Genomic DNA, 17,592 nt, shown 5'->3' on the forward strand with positions numbered 1-17,592 from the left:
ATTTGTGAAATTTGTCATTGGTCGACACGTGCGTGAGTCTGCGGCGCGCATGGCTGCTGACGGCTTGCAACGCGTCTGCCTGTGGCCGGACTGGGTAAACTGACGACCTTTCCAGCGCTGCGGCTGGCGATGCAGCCATCGCTGCGGCGCCAGCACGAGCAATCAGGCAGACAATGACGACGATGGTGCAACGCGCTTCAAGCAAGGCGATCGATCTCTCCCGGAGCGCATGCGCATGACCGGCGAACGCAGAATCCCCGCGCATGCGGTGCAGGGCGCGTTGGCGCCGCATCCGCGGATCCGCAATGTGATCGCGGTCGGCTCCGGCAAGGGTGGGGTGGGCAAATCCACCACGGCGGTGAATCTGGCACTGGCCCTGCGTCAGCAGGGCGCACGCGTGGGCGTGCTGGACGCGGATATCTATGGGCCGAGCGTGCCGGCGATGCTGGGCCTGAGCGGGCGGCCGGACAGCCCGGACAACAAGTCGATCGAGCCCTTGCGCGCGTTCGGCATCGAGGCGATGTCGATCGGCTTGCTGGTCGACCAGGACACGCCGATGATCTGGCGCGGGCCGATGGCGACCTCGGCGCTGACCCAGCTGTTCAACGACACACTGTGGGACGACCTGGATTACCTGCTGATCGACCTGCCGCCGGGCACCGGCGACATCCAGCTGACCTTGTCGCAGAAGATCCCGGTGGCCGGTGCGGTGATCGTCACCACGCCGCAGGACATCGCCACGCTGGACGCGCGCAAGGCCTTGAAGATGTTCGAAAAGGTCGAGGTGCCGGTGCTTGGCATCGTCGAGAACATGGCGGTGCATACCTGCTCCAGCTGTGGTCACCGCGAGCACCTGTTCGGCGAAGGCGGTGGCGAGCGCATGGCCGCGCAGTACGGTGTGCCCTTGCTCGGGTCGTTGCCATTGGCGATTGCGATCCGCGAGCAGGGCGACGCCGGCCAGCCGATCGTGGTGGCCGCGCCGGAGTCGGCGGCAGCGCGGGCCTATCTGGCTGCCGCCGCGCGGCTGTCCGAGGAGCTGGGCAAGCGCCCACGCGCCAGCATCCCGATTTCGGCGTCGTTGCTGTAGCGCGCAGGCCGGCCGCTGGTGCCGGCCGCTTGCTAGAATTCGCTGCCTTTCGCGCGGGCCGCTCGGCCTGCCGCCTTCCGTCTTCAAGGAACACCGCATGAGCATCAAGAGCGACCGCTGGATCAAGCGCATGGCCGAACAGCACGCGATGATCGAGCCGTTCGAGCCCGGGCAGATCAAGCACGATGCCGCCGGCCAGCGCATCGTCAGCTTCGGCACCTCCAGCTACGGGTACGACGTGCGCTGCTCGCGCGAGTTCAAGATCTTCACCAACATCAACTCGACGATCGTCGACCCCAAGCACTTCGACCCGGGCAGCTTTGTCGATATCGAATCGGATGTGTGCATCATCCCGCCGAACAGCTTTGCGCTGGCGCGGACGGTGGAATACTTCCGCATCCCGCGCGACACCCTGGTGGTGTGCCTGGGCAAGAGCACCTATGCGCGCTGCGGCATCATCGTCAACGTGACCCCGCTGGAACCGGAATGGGAAGGCCACGTCACGCTGGAATTCAGCAACACCACGCCGCTGCCGGCGCGCATCTACGCCAACGAAGGCGTGGCGCAGATGCTGTTCTTCCAGTCCGACGAGGTCTGCGAGACCTCGTACAAGGACCGCGGCGGCAAGTACCAGGGCCAGACCGGCGTGACCCTGCCGCGCACCTGATGCCATGGTGCGGCCGCGCCTTCAGCAGGTGGCGGCCGCCCGCTCGCGGTAGCGCAGCAGGTGGCGCACGCCCGCGGCGATCAGCAACGCCGGCCACCAGGTCGACACCAGGTTGCCCACATCGAGACGGGCCAGCCCGAGGTTGTCCAGCAGAAACAGCGTGCCCAGCGTGATCAGGAACAGGGCAGGGATCAGGCGGTAGTGCATGGCGGCGTCCTCGGTAGGTAGGAGGCCATGCTGCGCGCAAAGCGCCCGCCGATCAGGTGCCGGAAGTCAACACGCGCAAATGACAAACGTCATGTCGGCAAAGCCGAGAGGTAGCCAGGGGCACCGGCTGGCGAATCAGCGGCCAGACGGCGCCAGCGCGCAATCGGGGCTGTCTCTTGGAAGACACCAAAGCAAACCAGGGAATCAACAGCGCCTGAAGCCCGCTCTCACGATTCCCCAGTCCCGATTCCCGATTCCCGACTACTTGCCGCGCCCAAACAACATCCCCACACCGCAAGCGACCAACGCCGCCGGCCACCAGGTGGCGATCAGCCGGCCAAGACTGACATTGGTCCAGCCCAGGTTGTTGGCCAGGAACAGCAGGCCGACGAGGATCAGGATCAGTGCGGCGACGACATTGGATTTCATGCGGGAAGGTGGTTGTGAGGCGGGCGCCTATCGTAGCCGCTGCGCCCATGCAGCGACACGCTGCTGCAGCGTATCGGGGTCGAAGCGCTGCGCGCTGCCGCTACCCCAGACCGGGCCGGGCCAGGCCGCATCGCCCGGATGCCGGCCGACCAGGTGCACATGCAACTGCTGCACTATATTGCCCAGCGCGCCGATATTGAGCTTGGCGACGCCGGGCTCGACCCGCAGCAGCTGCGAGAGCTGATTGATCTCGGCCAGCAACAGGCGCTGCTGGCCGCCGTCCAGATCGATCCACTCGCTGGCATCGGCCACCCGCGGCACCAGCAGCAGCCATGGGAAGCGGCTGTCGTCCATCAGCCGCACCTGCGACAGCGGTCCGTCGGCGACGAACACGCTGTCGGCGGCCAGCCGCGCATCGAGCTGAAAGTCGCGCGCCTCGGACATGCCTGCTGCAACCTCGCTCATCCCAGATGCGCTTCGAAGAAGCCCAGGGTGCGCTGCAGCGCACGCTCGGCGCTGTCGGCGTCGTAGTGGTTCGGGTCGATGCTGCGGTTGAAGGCGTGGCCGGTGGGATACACGAAGGTCTCCATCTGCGGCAGCTTCTCGCGGTGGGCCTGGATCGCCTCGGGCGGAATGCTGCTGTCCTGCTCACCGAAGTGGAACATCACCGGTGCGGTCGGAGTTTCGTCCAGCAGCTGGGTGTTGCGGCCGCCGTAATAGCTCACCGAGGGCAGCCCCAGGCGGATCGCCGACAGCAGCGCCACCGAGCCGCCCCAGCAATAGCCCACGGTGCCGACCTTGCCGGCGCGGCTGAGCAGGGTGGCAGCGGATTTGACCACCTCCACCGCGCGCTCCAGGCCGACCGCATTGGCCAGTGCCAGGCCGCGCTGCAGGCTCTCCTGGTCGTAGGGCAGTTGCACGTCCTTCTCTTCCAGGTCGAAGAAGGCCGGCGCCAGCACTTCGTAGCCGCGCGCGGCGTAGTCGTCGGCCACTGCGCGGATATGTTCGTTGACGCCGAAGATCTCCTGGATCACCACCAGGCCGCCGCGTGGGCTGGTGGTCGGGGTGGCGTGCCAGGCGGCGACCTGGCCGTCGGGGGTGTCGAGCGTGGTCCAGTGACCCATGGGAACTCCTGCTGCGGTAAGGTGGAAGGCGCGCATTATCGACCGGATCAGCGGCGCTGCAGGTGAGGGACTCGCTAAGATGAGATTGCTTGCCCGGCGCGCGGTTCAGAGCGCTGCCTGGCACTGTGACATCGGGTCCAGCGAGCACTCCCCGGATGTTCCGCTCGTAGCCTTCCGAATTACGGTCGAAACTTCTGATTTGCGGTCTAGGCTGAACTGCGAACGCGGCATCAATGGCTTTGGTTTTCAGGTCAGTATATGCACTGATGGCCGCATCAAGAGGAGAGCGCCGGTTTACACGCCTACCGCTTTGACGGTCAGCTGCGTTCTTCCTAGGGTCAATGGCTTTTGTTCGCGGTTCTGGGTCATTGCGCCCGCTGTTGCGCCATCGCGATGTTTGCGCACCGTCGTTGGAGCAGTGTGCGGTATGCTAATGTGAAGTCATGGCTTGCCGCACTGTCACCCGGTGCGGAGCAGACGGCAGGCGTCTGAAGCGCTCCTCAGATAGTAAGTTTCATACACAGGAGGAGCACGAGACATCAGCGATGGCATTGGCGGTCAGTAATGTTCAAGTTAAGGGCTTCTTTGAGGAAGTGAAAGCATATTCCTTCACCAGTTCGCTTGGGCTAATATCGTTGGAACGGGCGGGCAGTTGCGGCAGGGTTCAGTTCAGATTGGAAAGCCATGAAAGCAATTACCTACATCAATGCGCACAAGATACTCGTCATTCCGGTGGTCCTTGGCTTGATGTGGTGTCACCACAATTGGACAGTGGAGGCATTCATCTATCTAAGCATTCATGGGGCTTATTCCTTGCTCTGGTTGTTGAAGGGTGCGACCTACCCTGATCGACGTTTTCAGGGCAGTCTGCCCGGCAGGATAGGTTTCTTTTTTATTTTTCTGCCTCTTGCGGGCTATTATCTGGCACCTTATCTGCTTATCAGTAGGCATGTTCAGCTGCCTCCACCTGTCATAGGCCTAATTTTATTGCTGTTTACGTTCGGGATTTTTCTGCATTATGTTGCGGATGCTCAAAAATACTATACGCTCAAGATAAGGAAAGGTTTGATCGAGGAGGGGGTCTTCAGCCTTACAAGAAATCCTAATTATCTTGGCGAGATTATGATTTACTCTTCATTTTCACTGGCTTCGTATCACTGGCTGCCCTGGTTGATCCTCGGCACGTGGATTTTTATTTTCTTCGTCAAGAGCATGCATAGGAAGGACGAGTCTCTGTCCAGATATCCAGGCTTCGAGGAATACCGAAAAAGAACAGGTCTTCTGCTTCCGAAATTGCTTTGAGTCGCCGATGAGGTGAGCCGAAATCCGGGTGCATTGTTTCCGGAACCACAGGCCTTGACCGGATTTTAGGCATGAGCGCCGTATGGTTGCGAGTGTGCCATTCGAGCCTGCCAGGCTGTCATGAGCGGTGAACTGTTCGATAGTTGGAGATTTCTGTTAAGCCTCACAGGATCGGTGCTACGTGAACGGGTATCGGGCTGCCGAAGGCCATGTGGCACGTTTCGGAGCATTGCCAGGCGCCGTTATACTAGTTGCCGACCCGGCCCCAGGCCGCTCCGTTCCCAGGCTCCTGCTTTCATGTCCCAGCTGAACCCCAAAGTCGGCTTCGTCAGCCTTGGCTGCCCGAAGGCGCTCGTCGACTCCGAACGCATCCTCACCCAGCTGCGCGTGGAGGGCTACGACATCGTGCCCAGCTACGACGCTGCCGACGTGGTGGTGGTCAACACCTGCGGTTTCATCGATTCGGCGGTGACCGAGTCGCTGGACGCGATCGGCGAGGCGATGAACGCCAACGGCAAGGTGATCGTCACCGGTTGCCTGGGCAAGCGCCCGGAACAGATCCGCGAGGCCTACCCGCAGGTGCTGGCGGTGTCCGGCCCGCAGGACTACCAGAGCGTGATGGAGGCGGTGCATGCCGCGTTGCCGCCGCGCCACGACCCGTTCGTGGATCTGGTGCCCGACTACGGCATCAAGCTGACCCCGCGCCATTACGCGTATCTGAAGATTTCCGAAGGCTGCAACCACCGCTGCAGCTTCTGCATCATCCCGTCCATGCGCGGCGACCTGGCCTCGCGTCCTGTGGATGAGGTCCTGCGCGAAGCCGAGCGGCTGGTGCGCGGCGGGGTCAAGGAATTGCTGGTGGTCTCGCAGGACACCTCGGCTTATGGCGTGGATCTGAAGTATGCCGAGCGCCCGTGGCGCGACCGCATGTACCAGACCCGCATGAAGGCGCTGTGCGAAGGCTTGTCGGAGCTCGGCGTGTGGACGCGCCTGCATTACGTGTATCCGTACCCGCACGTGGACGATGTGATTCCGCTGATGGCCGAAGGCAAGCTGCTGCCGTATCTGGACATCCCGTTTCAGCACGCCAGCCCGCGCATCCTCAAGCTGATGAAGCGCCCGGGCGCAGTGGAAAAAACCCTCGAGCGCGTGCAGCGCTGGAAGGCGATGTGCCCGGAGATCACGGTGCGCTCCACCTTCATCGTCGGTTTTCCCGGCGAGACCGATGCCGAATTCGAATCGCTGCTGGAATTTCTGGATCAGGCCCAGCTGGACCGCGTCGGTGCGTTCGCCTATTCCCCGGTGGAAGGCGCCAGTGCCAACGCGCTGCCGGATCAGGTGCCGGAGGAGCTCAAGCAGGAGCGCCTGGCGCGCTTCATGGCCCGGCAGGCGGAGATCTCTGCCGCGCGGCTGGAGGCGAAGATCGGCAGCGTGCAGCAATGCCTGGTCGACCTGATCGAAGACGATATCGCGGTGGCGCGCTCACGCGCGGACGCACCGGAGATCGATGGCCTGGTACATATCCAGAACGGCGGCGAGCGCGGCTTGAAGGTGGGCGACCTGGTCGATGTGGAAATCACCGACAGTGACGAGCACGATCTGTTCGGCGATGCATTGCCGGCCAATGTCGCAATCCAGCAGGGACGTCCGTTGAATCTGCAGATGGTGTAACTGGGCGCTGGTCCTTGCACATCTGTCCGTAGGAGCGCACTTGTGCGCGATGGGGCCTTATCGATAACGCCCCATCGCGCACAAGTGCGCTCCTACACGCAGGTCAGCAGAGTGCGATCACTCGCCTACTGAGTGGCGTAATCCACCGACACCACCACGAAGGTGTGCTTGCCCGACGGTAGCTGCGTTTCGAACTCATCGTCCACGCGTTTTTTCAGCAAGGCGCGCGCCAGCGGCGAGTCGATGCTGATCCAGCCGCGCCCGGCGTCGGTTTCGTCCGGGCCGACGATGCGGTAGCGCAGCAGCTCGCCGCTGTCGGCATCTTCCAGCTCCACCTGCGCCCCGAAGAACACCGCCTGCGGGTCGGTGGGGGCGGTGTCCACCACGCGCAGCGCTTCCAGCCGTTTGCTCAGGTAGCGCACGCGGCGGTCGATCTCGCCGAGCTGCTTCTTGCGATAGGTGTACTCGGCATTCTCCGAGCGGTCGCCCTCGGCCGCGGCGGCGGCCAGCGCACGCACCACTTCCGGCCGACGCACGCGCCACAGCTCTTCCAGCTCGGCCTTGAGCCGGGCATGGCCGTCGGGCGTGATCAGTGCGGTGCTTTTTTCGGCAGGCGGGCGCCAGCGGCTCATGGGCGGGTGTGTCGGACGGCAGGGCCGCGATGCTAGCGCGCATGGCCGGCTTGCGCATCTGCCGTCGCACGGCGAAGCTTTGCGCACCTCGGACACGGACGTTGTCATGCTGTTGATGCCGCTGCACAAACCCTGGTCGCGCCAGAACATTCCCTGGGTGACCCTGCTGCTGGTGCTGATCAATGTGGTGGTCTACCTGGGCTATCAGCGCAAGGACGATGCGCTGGTCGAAAACGCGGTGCGCTACTACGTCGAGTCCGGCCTCGGTGCACTGGAGGCGCAAGCCCACGAGCGCTATCTGCAGCAGACCGACGACACCAAGTTGCGCGCAGCGCGCCGGGCCAGGCTGGACAGCGTGCCGGCGCGCCAACGCCTTGCGTATCTGGCGCACCTGACGATGCACGACGTGGCCTTCGCACAGGCGTTGCGCAGCGGCGCATTGTTCGAGGACCAGGCGCGCTTGAGCGAATGGCGCACATTGCGCGCCCCCTACGATGCACGCCTGTCCAGGGTGTTCACGTTGCGGCATCTGCAGCGCAGCTCCGAGTGGTCTCCCGCGAGGATGCTGACGGCCACCTTCCTGCATGGCAGCTTCGATCATTTGCTGGGAAACATGCTGTTTCTGCTGGCGCTGGGCACCTTGCTGGAAGGGGCGATCGGCAGCGGCTGGTTCCTGCTGCTGTATCTGCTCGGCGGGTTCGGCGCCAGCGCGGCCAGCCTGTGGTGGCGCTGGGGAGCGCCGGGCGGTGGCCTGGGTGCCTCCGGTGCGATCGCCGCCTTGATGGGCGCGTTCTGCGTGGTCTGGGGCCGGCGCAAGGTGCGCTTCTTCTACTGGTTCTTCGTGGTATTCGACTACGTGCGCGGTCCGGCGATCCTGCTGCTGCCGCTGTGGCTGGGTTGGGAGCTGTACAGCCTGTTCTGGAACGACAACGGCGACGTCGCCTTCGAGGCGCATGCCGGTGGCCTGATCAGTGGCGCGTTGCTCGGCGTCGCGTTGGTGCTGCTGCGGCGCACGCGTGAGTCCTTTATGGAGGAGAACGAGGCAGTGCTGGTGGACGATCGCTGGGAGCGCGCGCAGCGACATCTGGGACGCATGGAAAACGCGGAAGCCGAGCGCCTGCTGGCGGAGCTGGCCAGCGAGCAGCCGCATCGTCTGGACGTGGCGCTCGCGCGCTACCGCACCGCGCGCAATGCCGGTCGCAGCCAGGACAGCGTGCGACATGCGCAGACGCTATTGCAGCTGCACACCCATCACGCCGAACAGACGCGCAACCAGCTGACGGTGGCTGCCGAACTGAGCAAGGCCGGGATCGACTACGCGCCATCGGCCCGCATGGCGCTGATCGCCACCTGCCTGCGCAATGGACTGCTGGCCGATGCCGAAGGTCTGTTGAAGGAGGTTGGGCTGGATGTGCCGCGCGATGAGCTGGCGCAGCACTGGTTCGTGCTGGCCTTGCGACACGGCGAGTTGCAGGACGGCGCGCAGCGTACGCGCTTGCTGCGTCAGCTGCTGGAGCAGTTCCCCGAGCAGGCACAGGCCAGCAAGGCGCGCTTTTTGCTCGAAAACGGATGAGTGGTTTCTGCGCGACCCGGGTTGCCAATGCAAGCGGTGAGGGCACCGCGCGCTCGACTCACTGAGCTTTTGACCTGGCATTTGACTGCACTTGAAAGACACTGCTACGCGAGGTCCGGGTTGCTGTTGTGTCTTCTGCCTTGAGCAGAATTATCTAGCGCGGATGGATGAGTTGCAGAGCGGTGGATCTGCAGCCTGGCTGCAGGGCCCTTACCCGCCCACCATCGCAGGACACGCCGCAAGTACGTCCATGTAGGCTCTTACGCGGCATCCATGCCGCGTAAGGTCCCGCGACGGTGGGCGGGCAAGGACCAGTCGAGATGGTCGGTCTGTAGGGCTGCGAGCAGTACACGTCGCGCGACGGACCGATGGTGGAGCATCTGAGCTGCGCCTTAAAAAGCTTTGTTGGCTGCTCAGGCCGGTTGGATCGCCACTGCTTTCAACACGGCTTCCAGCTTCGCGCGCAGTGCATCATCGTCGCAGTGAGCCAGTGCGTCTTGCAGTACCTCGCGCACCTGCTCGTCGCGGCCGAACCGTTCGGCCAGCAGCAGGCCCGCGTCCAGTGACCAGGCCGGCATCATCCGATCGCGCGGCCATGCGGCGATGGCTGCAAGCAGGCCATCGGTCGCCAGCTGGAACTGCCCGGCCATCTTCGCACGCTCGGCCAGCAAGGTGGCTTGCTCAGGCGTCAGCGGGGTGAACGTGGAGTCGCCATCCAGCGCTTCGCGCTGCAACCCGAGCGCGCGACGCTCCTGTCTTTCCTGCAGCAGACGATTGATGTACTGGCGGGTGTGCTCGCGCAGTTCGTCGTTGCGACGGTGTTGACGCAGCAGGCGCTGATACAGCTCGTGCACCGCCAGGCTCACCGCACGCGAACGCACCGCCGCGCGCAGTGTCTGGAATGCTTCCTCGGAATGGCCATCGCGCACGTACTGTTCTGCTTCGTCGAGCAGGCGCTGATCCGGGTCTTCGCGCTCGGACGCCGCGCCGCCGCTGGGAACGTAGCCCAGTTCTTCGTGGTACTGGTACACCAGATAACCCATCAGGTGGAAGCTGGCGAACAGGCTCCAGATCGAGGCAATCACGATCGTCGCCTCGCGCACGATCGGCGGCAGAGACTTCACCGCGATGAAGATCGCTGCGGTAGCGCTGCCCTGGATCACATACAGCAAACCGTATGCGGCCAGATACGGCCAACCGATGCGCAGAGCCATGTCGATCGACACGGCCGGGTTGAGGGCGCGGCGCAGGCTGCCGTCGATGGCCAGCGCAATCATCATGCCCGGCAGCAGCAACTGCACCACCAGGTACGCGATGGTCAGGCCGGGCTTGCCCGCCAGCACGCCTGCCGCACCGATGACGATGCCCAGCGCAAACGCCAGCAGGATCAGCCGCAGCACCGCGCTGTCGAAGCTGTTGTAGCCCAGCCGCGGAGCATCGGCTTGCCCGTCGGCGGTATGGCGCAGGATGTCGAAGGCATAGGTGTAGGTGGCCATGCCCAGCACGCCGGCAATCACCAGTTTCAGGATGCCCGGCAGCACCAGCAGCGCGCTGCACAGCGTCAGTGCAATCAATGCGTAAAGCGCCGAGCCGCGCAGCGGATAGCTGGCGATTGCAGGAATGCGGGTCCAGAACGGTGCCGGCGCGGCCTGCGCGGCCACCTTGCGTGCGCGAAAACGGTCTTCCATGACGCTCCCCAGGCGTGTGATGTGAACGGATTGTGCGGTGGCGCGTGCCGTCGCGCAATTGGGGCAGGGCGAATCAACTGAGTCTGGAATGGCCAATGCTTGGCGGCATGTCGCCGGCACGGCCTGGATATTTGCTGGCCCGGCCGGGCGGGTGTCGGCGCCGGCATTGCATCGGGACGTGTCAGGTCTCCGATGGCATGATGCGTGTATCGACGGGCCGCCGATGCACTATGTGCGTCATTGCCTGACGCGCCGGCTGAGCGGTAGGTAACATGGTGGCCCGCCGCAATCCTTGCGGCCCATACGAGCGACCGGGCGCGCCGCGTCCCGGCACTGCCATCGCTCGCATCACAAGGAGTGTCGCTTGAATCCATCCGCCACCGGCAACCCGCAGGTCCGCATTCGCAGCATCGATGTGCTCTCGGACAATTGGTATGTGCTGCGCAAGGTTACGTTCGATTTTCAGCGCAAGGACGGCCGCTGGCAGACCCTGTCGCGCGAGGCCTACGATCGTGGCAATGGCGCCACCATCCTGCTGTATAGCCGCGCCAAGCAGACGGTGATGCTCACCCGCCAGTTCCGTTTGCCGACGCTGCTCAACGGCAACCCCGACGGCATGCTGATCGAAGCCTGCGCCGGGTTGCTGGATCAGGACGATGCGCTGACCTGCATCCGCAAGGAAACCGAAGAGGAAACCGGCTACCGGATCGACAGCGTGCGCAAGGTGTTCGAGGCGTTCATGAGCCCGGGCTCGGTCACTGAACGTCTGTATTTCTTTGTCGGCGAATACTTCGACGGCGACAAGGTCGGCGAGGGCGGCGGGCTCGAAGAAGACGGCGAGGAGATCGAGGTGCTGGAGCTGTCCCTCGACTCCGCGCTGGCGATGATCGCTACCGGCGAGATCGCCGATGCCAAGACCATCATGTTGCTGCAATACGCCAAGTTGCATGGTGTGCTGGGCTAACGTATCGCGCGGCGACCAGCATGTAAGTCAGCCGGTTCCGCGCGTTGGCACCTGGGCTCGTGCTTAACGGACGCGTCTCAACACCTTGTCGCGGTGTTCTGGTGGACTGCCGCTATGGCAGTTATGGCCGTCTTGAGCTAACGACAAGACGGCTTGCTGTCCATTCGGACCGGTTTCCTGGTTGATCCGAAATCCATATATGTTCGGGTCGAGCGAGAGATCGGAGACGTCGTCGCGCGAGAGAATCAGGCACTCGTCCCCCATTTGATCGAGCCACCAAGGCCCGCGCTCGGTAGTGCTTGCTGTGCCGCGTTGCGTCTTGGGTGCGATACATGTCGTCTTCAAAATATAGTGCCGGCTTTGCTTGTTTCCTTTGATGGCTTCAAGCCAAAGTTCTGCGCGGACTGCCTGGCAACGCGTGTTGTTTGGGTGCAACTTGCCGACATAGTGGCCAGCGAGCAGGTGCTGCCTGCTCGCTGGCCACGCGGTGGGTGGGTCGACTTGATGTGCCTTCTGCTCAGCGATCACTGATCCGGTGCTGGAAAGCAAGAAGAGTGACGTGATGGCGGCTGCGTATCCTTGCATCTTGCGGGTCTCCTGACTGTGCGGATGTAGCGTTGCAAGAGCCTGCTTGCATGTGGCCTCTGGCTGGTAACGGCTGGTGGCAAGCAATCACGCAATCGCCCAGGCACGGTTGTGACACTGCGATCAACGCTTCCCACCGAAGATGCTGCCGAAGATGCCCCGCACGATTTGCTGGCCGATCCTGTTGCCGATCGTACGCGAGGTCTGCTTGGCCATCGTTTCGAGCATGCCCTGGCGGCGGCTGGTGCCGAACACCGCGTCCTTGACCGCCTTGCCGAAGCCGCTGTCTTGCGCCTCGTCCTGTTCGCGCGTGCGCGCCGGCGGTGCGGCGTTATGTTCGGCGACCTGCTCGACGCGGCGCGCCAGCAGCTCGGCGGCCGATTCACGATTGATCGCGGTGTCGTAGCGGGTGCCGACCGGGCTGGCAGCGCGCACCTGCGTGCGCTCGGTCTCGCTGATGGCACCCATGCGGCAGCGTGGCGGGGCGATCACGGTCTGCTGCACCGGCGCCGGCACGCCCTTGCCGTGCAGTGGTGACACCAGTGCCTCGCCGGTGCCGAGGTTGGAGATCGCCGTGGCCACATCGAGTTTGGGATTGGCCACGAAGGTCTGTGCCGCGGCCCTGACCGCCTTCTGATCGCGCGGGGTGAACGCACGCAGGGCATGCTGCACGCGGTTGCCGAGCTGGCCGAGGATGGTGTCCGGGATGTCGTCGGGAAACTGCGAGCAGACATACACGCCCACGCCCTTGGAGCGGATCAGCCGAACGACCTGCTCGATCCGCTGCACCAGTGCCGCCGGCGCGTCGTCGAACAGCAGGTGCGCTTCGTCGAACACGAACACCAGCTTGGGGTGTTCCAGATCGCCCACCTCGGGCAAACGTTCGAACAGCTCCGACAACAGCCACAGCAGGAAGGTGGAATACAGCTTCGGCTTGAGGACCAGCTGGTTGGCCGCCAGGATGCCGATCACGCCGCGGCCGTCCGGCGCCACGCGCATCAGGTCGGCCAGTTCCAGCGCCGGCTCGCCGAAGAAGTGCTCGCCGCCGTCCTGCGCCAGCCGCAGCAGCGCGCGCTGGATCGCGGCCACCGACTGGCTGGAGACCAGTCCGTAACTGGTGGACAGCTCCTTGCGTTCTTCCACCACCAATCCAAGCAACGCGCGCAGGTCGTCCAGGTCCAGCAACAGCAGGCCACGGTCGTCGGCCAGCTTGAACACGATGTCGAGCACGCCCGACTGGGTGTCGTTGAGTTCCAGGATGCGCGCCAGCAGGGCAGGGCCCATCTCGCTGACGGTGGTGCGCACCGGATGGCCGAGCTGGCCGTACAGGTCCCAGAACACCACCGGGCTGGCGGCCGGCGCGTAGTCGGCGATGCCGATATCCGTGGCGCGCTGCAGCACGCCGGCTGCGCCATCGCCGGCCATCGCCAGGCCGGCGACATCACCTTTCACGTCGGCCAGGAACACCGGTACGCCCAGGCGCGAGAAGCCTTCGGCCAGGGTCATCAGGGTCACGGTCTTGCCGGTGCCGGTGGCGCCGGCCACCAGCCCGTGGCGGTTACCGAAGCGTCCTTCCAGCACGACCGGGATGTCGTCGGTGACGCCTTTGCCGAGCAGGAACGAGGCCATTGCGCAGGTCCGGTGGGAAAAGCCGGATTCTAGCGGGCAACGTGGCTGGCCAAATCGCGCGGGGGCGACCCCGCACTTCGGTAGGCCGGTCCGCTGCCAATCGCCAGCAGGCAGTTCGACGCCGCCGCCGGTTTGCCAGCCGCTGACCGCCAGTGCCCGCGGGCATTCCACGCGCCGGGCGCAACGGCCAAGCTAACGGCCCACTGACCCTGCCGCCTCCACCGCCTTGCCCCGGTGTTGCCCCGGCGGCTACCCTGCCTGCCTTTCCGCTGTACTGCCTACGATGCCGCTCGCTCATTTTGGTTTGCGCCCATGGCCGGTTCTGGTCGTGGTGGCGCTGATGTCTGTCGTCCCCGCTGCCCACGCCATTTCCAAACGCGACACGGAGAAGGCGGCCGTGCTCGATGCCCGCATGGCCGCCGCCGAAAAGCGTTATCGCGATGCGCTGGTGCTGGTGAACAACTCCGACCCCAAGGGCACTGCCGAAGGCGATGCCGCGCTGGAAGACATGGAAGACGTCATCGACGCCTGCATCAAGCAGCGCGGCTGCCTGGTCGCCAATCAGCTGGCCACCTACAAGCGCCTGCTGAAGGCGCGCGCCGATGCCGAGGCCCCGGCCGCCGAGGATCCGGAAGACGACGACACGCTGCTGCAGGCCGACCCGGACCACCTCGGCCCGGCGGCCAACGGCGTGCCCGAGGCGGCGCGTGCGGCCACGTTGCTCAACGACCAGCGCCACGATTTCGACAAGATGGTGCAGTACAACCCCGCGGTGCAGGCCGGCATCCGCCGCTGGCTCACCGACATGCGCCCGGCGCTGCTGACCAGCTACGAGAACTACAGCAACCTGCGTGGGGTGATGTGGCCGGAATGGCAGAAACGCGGCCTGCCCGAGGCGCTGCTGTTCGGCATCATGGCCAAGGAATCCAACGGCAAGGTGCACGCGAGCTCGCGCGCCGGTGCGGCTGGGTTGATGCAGTTCATGCCCGCCACCGGGCGTCGCTTCGGGCTGGGCCCGGACGGCACCGGCTTCGACACGCGCTTTGATGCACGCAGCGCCGCCGAAGCCAGCGCCGCCTACCTCAACGAGCGCATGGCCGGGCTCAACCGCAACATCGAACTGGCGCTGGCCGCCTACAACGGGGGCGAGGGCCGCGCCGCGCGCGTGTTCACGCAGAGTGGCGGGCGCGGGTTCTGGGAGCAGGACGTCTACAACCAGTTCCCGGCCGAAACCAAGGACTACGTGCCGATGGTGATCGCGGCGGCCTGGATCTTCCTGCACCCGCGCCAGTACGGCGTGGACTTCGCCAAGCTCGACGCGCAGCCGGCCACGCTGAAGCTGGCCAAGTCCACCACCATCTACGAGCTCACCATCTGCCTGGGCAGCATGGGCACGCGCGACGGCTACATGCGCGCATTGCGCAACCTCAACCCGCGCTACGAATCCGATGGCTGGATTCCGGCCGGCACCGTCATCAACGCCACCAACCGCATCGTCAGTCTGTACACGCGCTACTGCGTGAACGGACCGCGCGCGGACCTGGCGCGCACGCTGATCACCGCCGATCTCAACAGCGCGATCGTGCGTAGCAGCGGCGCCCCCGAGTACGTGCCCAGCGTGGCAGTGGGCGATGTCAGCCCGATGGCCGGCGTGCCGACCACCGTGGCCACCGGCCAGCCGGCGATCGCCAAGCCCAAGGCTAAGCAGGCGCGCAGCTACACCATCGCCAGGGGCGACACGCTCGGCCGCGTCGCGCAGAAGTACCAGTGCGAGATCAAGGAGCTGGCCAAGGCCAATGGCCTGAAGGCGCCGTCGTATGCGCTCAAGCCGGGGCAAAGCATCAAGCTGGCCGGCTGCGATCGCTGACCAGCGCTTGCAGTCCCACGTCGGTTAGAACACGGCCAGCCGCATTAGCGAGCTGCGCTGGGCGGACGACCCGTAAGAGCGGTCGTCGCCCCCGTAGGAGCGGACCCGGCCGCGACGAGGCAGTCCCGGTAGCTTCATCGGCACAGGCAAGGCAGTTCCGAATCGGAGGCCGGAGTCATGAAGGCGCAAGCCCCCAGTCTCGCTGCGAATGCCACGTCGCGGTCGGGCCCGCTCCTACAACCGCATCGTTCTTGTTGGGAGTCGGATTGGACATCGGTCTTGTGGCGAGCGAGCCTGAGTGCGATGCCGCTGTCATGGTTGCGTTTCGCCGCGGACAAGTGTGCCTGTTCGGGACAGGCCGTCGAACTGATCAGCGGGATCATTGACCAGTCGGGCCTAACGCATCGGCGCGTTGCGCCGGGCTGCGCCGTTGTAGGAGCGGACCTGGCCGCGACGAAGCGGTCCGGGTAGTTCCAGCGTGGGCGAGGATGCTCTACATCGGAGGCTGGGAGGGCAACATGCGCCTGCGCAGTGAACGTCGTCGAGAAGGCCCTGTCGCGGTCAGGCCCGCTCCTACGAGGGCGTCGCTGTTGCATCACTGCAACCGAAGCGGGCAATCGCAGGCGCGCGGCGGTGATCAGCCCACTTCGCGACGTGCGAGCGCTTGCCCCAGGCGAACCGCCGTCTCTGCAGCAAGTCCGCCTTCGAGCTTGGCGACACCTGGCGGCAGCAGCACGATCACGGTCGAGCCGTAGTTGAAGCGCGCCATCTCCGCAAACCGCTCCAGCACGATGCCCTTGCCGCGATAATCGGTGCGCGTGACGCGGTCGCCATAACGCGGGATCTCCACGCCGCTCCACACCGTTTCCACGCCCGATACCAGCAGCGCACCCACCATCACCGAGGCCATCGGGCCGAAGTCGGTGTCGAAGTGGCAGACCAGGCGCTCGTTGCGCGCGAACAGCCGCGGCACGTTGCGCACCGCATCCGGCCCCACGCTGAACAGGCGGCCGGGTACGTGCACGGTTTCGCGCAGGGTGCCGGTCCACGGCATATGCACGCGGTGGTAATCCTTGGGCGAGAGATAGACGGTGGCAAACAGGCCATCGGTGAACGGCTGCGCGGCTTCGGCGTCGCCGAGCAATTCGGCGGCAGCGAACGACTGCCCCTTGGCCTGGAAGATGCGGCCGTTCTCGATCGGGCCGAGCTGGCTGATGCGGCCGTCGGCAGGCATCAGCAGCGCCGCAGGGTCGGCATCGGGCACGCGTGCGCCCGGCTTCAACGCGCGGGTGAAGAATGCATTGAAGGTGGGATAGGCGCGCGGGTCCGGCTCCAGTGCTTCGCTCAGGTCCACGCCGAACTTGCGCGTGACCGTGTCGATCAACCATTGCTTGGTGGATGGCGTGTCGGAATAGGCCAGCGCGCGCGCCAGCGAGGACAGCAACCGGTGCGGCAGCACGTAGGTCAGGGAAGTGACGAGACTCACGGAGCGGTTACCTTGGTCAGTTGCTGGAGGTCGGCGGCGATCGCCTTGGGGTCGAGCGGGGGACGGATCAGCCCGGCCAGGCGGCCCTGCGGGTCGAGCACGGCGATGCCGGCGGAGTGATCCATGCTGTAGTCGTTGGGATTGTCCGCAAAGCCCTTGCCCGGGACCTTCTGGAACACGAAGCCCAGCGCGGTGGCGAAGCGCTGCAGCGCCGGTACGTCGGCGGTGGCGGCCAGGGTGTCCTTGTGGAAGGCATGCGCGTAGTCGCCCAGGCGTGCCGGCGGATCGCGCTGCGGGTCCACCGACACGAACAGCACGCGCGGGCGCAGGCCATCGGGGATGGTTTCCCATTGTTGTTGCGCCACCGCCAGGTCCGTCAGCGTGGTCGGGCAGACATCCGGGCAGAAGGTGAAACCCAAAAACACCAGCGTCCAATGTCCCTTCAGCTCGCCGGGCACCAGCTGGGTGCCGTCGGACTGGCGCAGGCTGAACTGCGGCAGGGTGCGTGGCTGCGGATAGAAGGTGATGGTCCGGGTGGGCGGCCACGGCGAGCTGGGCGCGGCGCCGAGGAACTTCTGGCCCAGCAACAGCCCCAGGCCGGCGGCCAGCGCCACCAGCAGCACGATGCCGGTATTGCGATTGAACATGGCGGTTTCCAGTGCAACGGACGCTCATGATACC

Annotated in this window: 17 protein-coding genes; 7 read left to right on the forward strand and 10 right to left on the reverse strand. The window is 64.9% G+C overall.

Annotated elements, in window-relative coordinates; all coding sequences use genetic code 11:
- Positions 1–235 precede the first annotated feature (235 nt).
- Positions 236–1,087, forward strand: a complete 852-nt coding sequence (gene apbC / locus EO170_RS07300) for an iron-sulfur cluster carrier protein ApbC (protein WP_104581933.1) — start codon at positions 236–238, stop codon at positions 1,085–1,087.
- Positions 1,088–1,184: 97 nt separating this feature from the next.
- Positions 1,185–1,754, forward strand: coding sequence for a dCTP deaminase (gene dcd / locus EO170_RS07310; protein WP_010366727.1), 570 nt, complete (start codon positions 1,185–1,187; stop codon positions 1,752–1,754).
- A 21-nt stretch (positions 1,755–1,775) separates the two neighbouring features.
- On the opposite strand, the gene EO170_RS07315 is transcribed toward dcd, so the two are convergent.
- The 4 genes from EO170_RS07315 to EO170_RS07330 all read right to left on the reverse strand — a co-directional run bounded on the left by EO170_RS07315 (position 1,776) and on the right by EO170_RS07330 (position 3,514).
- The gene (locus EO170_RS07315; RefSeq protein WP_115677557.1) at positions 1,776–1,961 is read right to left on the reverse strand and encodes a DUF5668 domain-containing protein; all 186 of its coding nucleotides are present in this window, start codon (positions 1,959–1,961) and stop codon (positions 1,776–1,778) included.
- Positions 1,962–2,222: 261 nt separating this feature from the next.
- Complete coding sequence (locus tag EO170_RS07320; RefSeq protein WP_006452352.1) at positions 2,223–2,390, reverse strand: DUF5668 domain-containing protein; 168 nt, start codon at positions 2,388–2,390, stop codon at positions 2,223–2,225.
- 27 nt (positions 2,391–2,417) lie between these two features.
- The gene (locus tag EO170_RS07325; RefSeq protein WP_164740965.1) at positions 2,418–2,834 is read right to left on the reverse strand and encodes an HIT family protein; all 417 of its coding nucleotides are present in this window, start codon (positions 2,832–2,834) and stop codon (positions 2,418–2,420) included.
- 17 nt (positions 2,835–2,851) lie between these two features.
- Positions 2,852–3,514 (reverse strand): dienelactone hydrolase family protein, encoded by a 663-nt coding sequence (locus tag EO170_RS07330; protein ID WP_119131285.1) that lies wholly within the window; start codon positions 3,512–3,514, stop codon positions 2,852–2,854.
- Positions 3,515–4,198: 684 nt separating this feature from the next.
- On the opposite strand from EO170_RS07330, the gene EO170_RS07335 reads away from it, so the two are divergent.
- Positions 4,199–4,816, forward strand: coding sequence for a DUF1295 domain-containing protein (locus tag EO170_RS07335; RefSeq protein WP_126943707.1), 618 nt, complete (start codon positions 4,199–4,201; stop codon positions 4,814–4,816).
- A gap of 297 nt (positions 4,817–5,113) precedes the next feature.
- Positions 5,114–6,487: a 30S ribosomal protein S12 methylthiotransferase RimO gene (rimO, locus tag EO170_RS07340; RefSeq protein WP_126943710.1), complete on the forward strand. Its 1,374-nt coding sequence runs from the start codon at positions 5,114–5,116 to the stop codon at positions 6,485–6,487.
- A 125-nt stretch (positions 6,488–6,612) separates the two neighbouring features.
- On the opposite strand, the gene greB is transcribed toward rimO, so the two are convergent.
- Positions 6,613–7,119 (reverse strand): transcription elongation factor GreB, encoded by a 507-nt coding sequence (gene greB / locus EO170_RS07345; protein WP_126943713.1) that lies wholly within the window; start codon positions 7,117–7,119, stop codon positions 6,613–6,615.
- 106 nt (positions 7,120–7,225) lie between these two features.
- Between greB and EO170_RS07350 the strand changes: the two genes are divergently transcribed.
- Positions 7,226–8,692, forward strand: coding sequence for a rhomboid family intramembrane serine protease (locus EO170_RS07350; RefSeq protein ID WP_164740946.1), 1,467 nt, complete (start codon positions 7,226–7,228; stop codon positions 8,690–8,692).
- A 413-nt stretch (positions 8,693–9,105) separates the two neighbouring features.
- Here the strand turns inward: EO170_RS07350 and EO170_RS07360 are convergent, their stop codons facing one another.
- Complete coding sequence (locus EO170_RS07360) at positions 9,106–10,380, reverse strand: DUF4013 domain-containing protein (RefSeq protein ID WP_164740947.1); 1,275 nt, start codon at positions 10,378–10,380, stop codon at positions 9,106–9,108.
- Between the two features lie 364 nt (positions 10,381–10,744).
- Between EO170_RS07360 and nudK the strand changes: the two genes are divergently transcribed.
- The gene (gene nudK, locus EO170_RS07365; protein WP_126943719.1) at positions 10,745–11,344 is read left to right on the forward strand and encodes a GDP-mannose pyrophosphatase NudK; all 600 of its coding nucleotides are present in this window, start codon (positions 10,745–10,747) and stop codon (positions 11,342–11,344) included.
- 63 nt (positions 11,345–11,407) lie between these two features.
- Here nudK and EO170_RS07370 read toward each other — a convergent pair whose 3' ends face one another.
- Together EO170_RS07370 and EO170_RS07375 are read right to left on the reverse strand one after the other, a co-directional pair.
- On the reverse strand, positions 11,408–11,929 hold the full coding sequence (locus EO170_RS07370) for a hypothetical protein (RefSeq protein ID WP_241239394.1): 522 nt from the start codon (positions 11,927–11,929) through the stop codon (positions 11,408–11,410).
- Between the two features lie 123 nt (positions 11,930–12,052).
- Positions 12,053–13,558, reverse strand: coding sequence for a helicase HerA-like domain-containing protein (locus tag EO170_RS07375; protein WP_126943725.1), 1,506 nt, complete (start codon positions 13,556–13,558; stop codon positions 12,053–12,055).
- Positions 13,559–13,841: 283 nt separating this feature from the next.
- On the opposite strand from EO170_RS07375, the gene EO170_RS07385 reads away from it, so the two are divergent.
- Positions 13,842–15,425, forward strand: a complete 1,584-nt coding sequence (locus EO170_RS07385) for a transglycosylase SLT domain-containing protein (protein WP_164740948.1) — start codon at positions 13,842–13,844, stop codon at positions 15,423–15,425.
- A 637-nt stretch (positions 15,426–16,062) separates the two neighbouring features.
- Here EO170_RS07385 and asd read toward each other — a convergent pair.
- Positions 16,063–16,911, reverse strand: coding sequence for an archaetidylserine decarboxylase (asd, locus tag EO170_RS07390; RefSeq protein ID WP_126943732.1), 849 nt, complete (start codon positions 16,909–16,911; stop codon positions 16,063–16,065).
- Positions 16,908–17,558: an SCO family protein gene (locus tag EO170_RS07395; protein WP_104648026.1), complete on the reverse strand. Its 651-nt coding sequence runs from the start codon at positions 17,556–17,558 to the stop codon at positions 16,908–16,910. Before EO170_RS07395 ends, asd begins: the two co-directional genes overlap by 4 nt.
- Positions 17,559–17,592: the final 34 nt, after the last annotated feature.

Source organism: Xanthomonas sp. BRIP62409 (assembly GCF_003992965.1).
GTDB classification, from domain to species: Bacteria; Pseudomonadota; Gammaproteobacteria; order Xanthomonadales; family Xanthomonadaceae; genus Xanthomonas; species Xanthomonas euroxanthea.

Coding starts and splice junctions, on each gene's coding strand:
- EO170_RS07315 (WP_115677557.1), bottom strand. CDS start 1,961: ATGCACTACCGCCTGATCCCTGCCCTGTTCCTGATCACGCTGGGCACG.
- EO170_RS07395 (WP_104648026.1), bottom strand. CDS start 17,558: ATGTTCAATCGCAATACCGGCATCGTGCTGCTGGTGGCGCTGGCCGCC.
- dcd (WP_010366727.1), top strand. CDS start 1,185: ATGAGCATCAAGAGCGACCGCTGGATCAAGCGCATGGCCGAACAGCAC.
- EO170_RS07385 (WP_164740948.1), top strand. CDS start 13,842: ATGCCGCTCGCTCATTTTGGTTTGCGCCCATGGCCGGTTCTGGTCGTG.
- EO170_RS07335 (WP_126943707.1), top strand. CDS start 4,199: ATGAAAGCAATTACCTACATCAATGCGCACAAGATACTCGTCATTCCG.
- greB (WP_126943713.1), bottom strand. CDS start 7,119: ATGAGCCGCTGGCGCCCGCCTGCCGAAAAAAGCACCGCACTGATCACG.
- EO170_RS07325 (WP_164740965.1), bottom strand. CDS start 2,834: ATGTCCGAGGCGCGCGACTTTCAGCTCGATGCGCGGCTGGCCGCCGAC.
- EO170_RS07320 (WP_006452352.1), bottom strand. CDS start 2,390: ATGAAATCCAATGTCGTCGCCGCACTGATCCTGATCCTCGTCGGCCTG.
- EO170_RS07350 (WP_164740946.1), top strand. CDS start 7,226: ATGCTGTTGATGCCGCTGCACAAACCCTGGTCGCGCCAGAACATTCCC.
- EO170_RS07370 (WP_241239394.1), bottom strand. CDS start 11,929: ATGCAAGGATACGCAGCCGCCATCACGTCACTCTTCTTGCTTTCCAGC.
- EO170_RS07330 (WP_119131285.1), bottom strand. CDS start 3,514: ATGGGTCACTGGACCACGCTCGACACCCCCGACGGCCAGGTCGCCGCC.
- rimO (WP_126943710.1), top strand. CDS start 5,114: ATGTCCCAGCTGAACCCCAAAGTCGGCTTCGTCAGCCTTGGCTGCCCG.
- EO170_RS07360 (WP_164740947.1), bottom strand. CDS start 10,380: ATGGAAGACCGTTTTCGCGCACGCAAGGTGGCCGCGCAGGCCGCGCCG.
- apbC (WP_104581933.1), top strand. CDS start 236: ATGACCGGCGAACGCAGAATCCCCGCGCATGCGGTGCAGGGCGCGTTG.
- EO170_RS07375 (WP_126943725.1), bottom strand. CDS start 13,558: ATGGCCTCGTTCCTGCTCGGCAAAGGCGTCACCGACGACATCCCGGTC.